The following is a 3,721-nucleotide window of genomic DNA, read 5'->3' as shown; positions in this document are numbered from 1 at the left end:
CCGACCTACGCCTTCCAGCGGCGGCGGTACTGGCTGGAGACGCCGAAGGGCGGGCAGCAGGCGGCCGATCCGGTGGAGGAACAGTTCTGGCGCACCGTCCAGGAGGGCGATCTCCAGGAACTCGCCCGGACCCTGGGACTGGGAGCGGAGGCCACCGAGGGACTCGGCGAGATCGTTCCGGCGCTGTCCGCGTGGCGGCAGGCGGGCCGGGACCGTGCCACCGTGGACGGCTGGCGCTACCGGGTGGTCTGGCGGCCCTACGAGCTGCCCGCCGTCGGCACCCTGAACGGCACCTGGCTCCTCGCCGTACCCGAAACCCACCTGCGGTCCCCCCTGGTCGCCGAGGTGGCCCGGGCCCTCGGCCAGGCGGGCGCGACCACGCTCACCCTCGTCATGGACGCCGGTGACCTGGACCGCGAACGGGTCGCCGCACGGCTCGCGGACGCCGTGTCCGTCACCGGGCCGACGCCCGTCCAGGGCGTGGTCTCCCTGCTCGCCCTCGACGAGCGGGCCGCTCCCGGTCACCCGGGTGCCACCGCCGGCATGACCTCCTCGCTCGTCCTGCTCCAGGGACTGCTGGACACCGACCTGGACGCCCGGCTGTGGATCCTGACCAGCGAAGCCGTCACCACCGGCACCGGAGACGCCGTCCGCCACCCGCTCCAGGGAGCCCTGTGGGGCTTCGGACGGGTCGTCGCCCTTGAGCAGCCCCGGCGCTGGGGCGGACTCGTGGACCTGCCCGCCGAACTGGACGAGGACACCGCGCGCGGGCTCGTCGCCGTCCTCGCCGCCCGCGCCGACGAGGACCAGACGGCCCTTCGCGGCCGGACCGCCCACATCCGCCGCCTGGTCCGGGCCCCGCTCGCCGGACGGGCCGCACCGCGCGCCTGGCGCACCAGCGGTGCCGCGCTCGTCACGGGCGGAACCGGCGGCCTCGGCGCCCACACCGCCCGGCTGCTGGCCCGCAAGGGCGCCGAGCACCTGGTGCTGACCAGCCGTCGCGGCCCGGACGCCCCCGGCGCAGCCGAACTGCGGGATGAACTCACCGCCCTGGGGTGCCGGGTCACCATCGCGGCCTGTGACGTCGCCGACCGCGAGGCCCTGGAACGTCTGGTGGCGGAGGTCGAGTCGGACGGGCCTGCCATCCGGACCGTCGTGCACACCGCCGGTGTCGGCATGCTCGCCCCCCTCGCCGAGACCGATCTCGACTTCTTCGCCGAGGGTGCCCGCGCCAAGCTGCTCGGCGCGGTGAACCTCGACGCCGTCTTCGACCACGACCGGCTGGACGCCTTCGTGCTCTACTCGTCCGTCGCCGGCACCTGGGGCAGCGGCGACCACGGCGCGTACTCGGCCTCCAACGCCTACGTCGACGCCCTCGCCGAGCACCGCCGGGCCCGCGGTCTGACCGGGACGTCCATCGCGTGGGGCATCTGGAGCCCAGAGGGCGGCGGTATGGCCGTCAACGTCGTGCGCGAGCAGCTGCGGTGGCGCGGCATCCCCTTCATGGACGCCGAACTGGCCGTCGCCGGGCTCCAGCAGGCCCTCGACCACGACGAGACCTTCCTCGCCGTCGCCGACATCGACTGGGAACGCTTCGTCCCCGTCTTCACGGCCGCGCATCCCCGGCCGCTGCTGCACGAGGTCCCCGAGGTGGCCGAGGCCATGCGGGCCGACGAGCCCGACGGGACGCAGACCGCCGACCGGCTCGGGGGCCTGCGCGCGGAACTCGCCGCCCTGCCCGGCGCCGACCGCGTCCGGACCCTCACCGACCTCGTGCGTCATCAGGTCGCCGCCGTCCTCGGTCACGCCGACGGCCACGAGATCGCACCCCAGCGCGCCTTCCGGGAACTCGGCTTCGACTCCCTGACCGCCGTCGAACTGCGCAACCGTCTCAACGCGGCGACCGGACTGAGCCTGCCCGCCACCATCGTCTTCGACCACCCGAACGTCCACGAGCTCGTACGGCACCTGCTGGAGCACCTCGTCGAGGACACGCCGGACGACCGGGCCGCCGTTCTGCCCTCCACGCCGACGAGCCGTCCGGCCCACGAGGACGAACCCATCGCCATCGTCTCGATGGGCTGCCGCTTCCCCGGCGGAGTGCACTCGCCCGACGATTTCTGGCGCCTCGTCCTCGACGAGACCGACGCCATCACGCAGCTGCCCGTCGACCGCGGCTGGGACGTGGCGAACCTCTACGATGCCGACCCGGACCGGCCCGGCACCACGTACGCCCGTGAGGGCGGATTCCTGCACGACGCCGCCGGGTTCGACGCCGGTTTCTTCGGTATCTCGCCGCGTGAGGCGACGGCCATGGACCCGCAGCAGCGGCTGCTGCTCGAGACGAGCTGGGAGACCCTGGAACGGGGTGGTATCGCTCCCGACAGCCTGCGCGGCAGCGACACCGGCGTCTTCGTCGGCGCGTCCCACCAGGGCTACGGCGCGAGCGGCGAGGTGCCCGAAGGACTCGAAGGGCACCTGATCACCGGCACCGTCACGAGCATCGCCTCCGGCCGGGTCTCCTACACGCTGGGCCTGGAGGGCCCGGCCGTGACCCTGGACACCGGCTGCTCCTCCGCGCTCGTCGCCCTGCACCTGGCCATCCGTTCACTGCGCTCCCGCGAGTGCTCCCTCGCCCTGGCCGGCGGCGCCGCCGTCATGGGCGAACCGATCGGCCTGGTGGGCTTCAGCCGCCAGCGGGGCCTGGCGGCCGACGGCCGCTGCAAGGCGTTCGGAGCCGGCGCCGACGGCATGGGCATGGCCGAGGGCGTGGGCGTGCTGCTCCTGGAGCGGCTGTCGGACGCCCGGGCCAACGGACATCAGGTGTTGGCCGTCGTACGCGGCTCGGCCATCAACCAGGACGGCGCCTCCAACGGCCTCACCGCACCCAACGGCCGCTCCCAGCAGCGCGTCATCCGCGCCGCGCTGGCCGACGCCGGACTCTCCGCCGCGGACGTCGACGCGGTCGAGGCCCACGGCACCGGCACCAAGCTGGGTGACCCGATCGAGGCGCAGGCCCTGCTCGCCACCTACGGCCAGGAGCACGACGCCGACCGGCCGCTCTGGCTGGGCTCGGTGAAGTCCAACATCGGCCACACGCAGGCCGCCTCCGGCATCGCCGGGGTCATCAAGATGGTGCAGGCCATGCGGTACGGCACCCTGCCCAGAACGCTGCACGCCGACGCGATCTCCCCGTTCGTCGACTGGTCGACCGGGCACGTCGAGGTTCTCACCGAGTCCCGCCCCTGGAACACCGACGACCGTCCACGTCGTGCCGCCGTCTCCTCCTTCGGCGTCAGCGGCACCAACGCCCACGTCATCCTCGAACAGCCCGCTCCCGAGCCGGAGTCCACCACTCCGACCCCGACCGGAACCGTCGTGCCGTGGCTGGTCTCCGCCCGTTCCGCAGACGCGCTGCGCGCCCAGGCCGAACAACTGCTGTCCCACCTGACGGACTCCGCCCCCGACCGCGCCGACGTGGCGCACTCCCTCCTCACGGGCCGCGCCGCCCTGGAGGAGCGCGCGGTGGTCGTCGGCGCCGACAGTGACACCCTCCTCGCCGGACTCCAGGCCCTCGCCACCGGCACCACCACGCCCGGCCTCGCCCGAGGCACCACCCAGCGCATCGGCGAGAGCGTCGACCCGGTGTTCGTGTTTCCGGGTCAGGGGGCGCAGTGGGCGGGTATGGCGGTGGAACTCCTCGATTCTTCGCCGGTGTTCG

The 3,721-nt window shown here is 73.7% G+C and carries 1 protein-coding gene; it reads left to right on the top strand.

Annotated elements, in window-relative coordinates:
* Window positions 1-3,721: SDR family NAD(P)-dependent oxidoreductase (locus AB0N31_RS36305; RefSeq protein ID WP_366062808.1), on the top strand; the 3,721-nt coding region annotated here is incomplete at both ends.

This window comes from Streptomyces sp. NPDC051051, assembly GCF_040682975.1.
Classification (GTDB): domain Bacteria; phylum Actinomycetota; class Actinomycetes; order Streptomycetales; family Streptomycetaceae; genus Streptomyces.
This window is presented reverse-complemented; position numbering and strand designations above follow the sequence as displayed.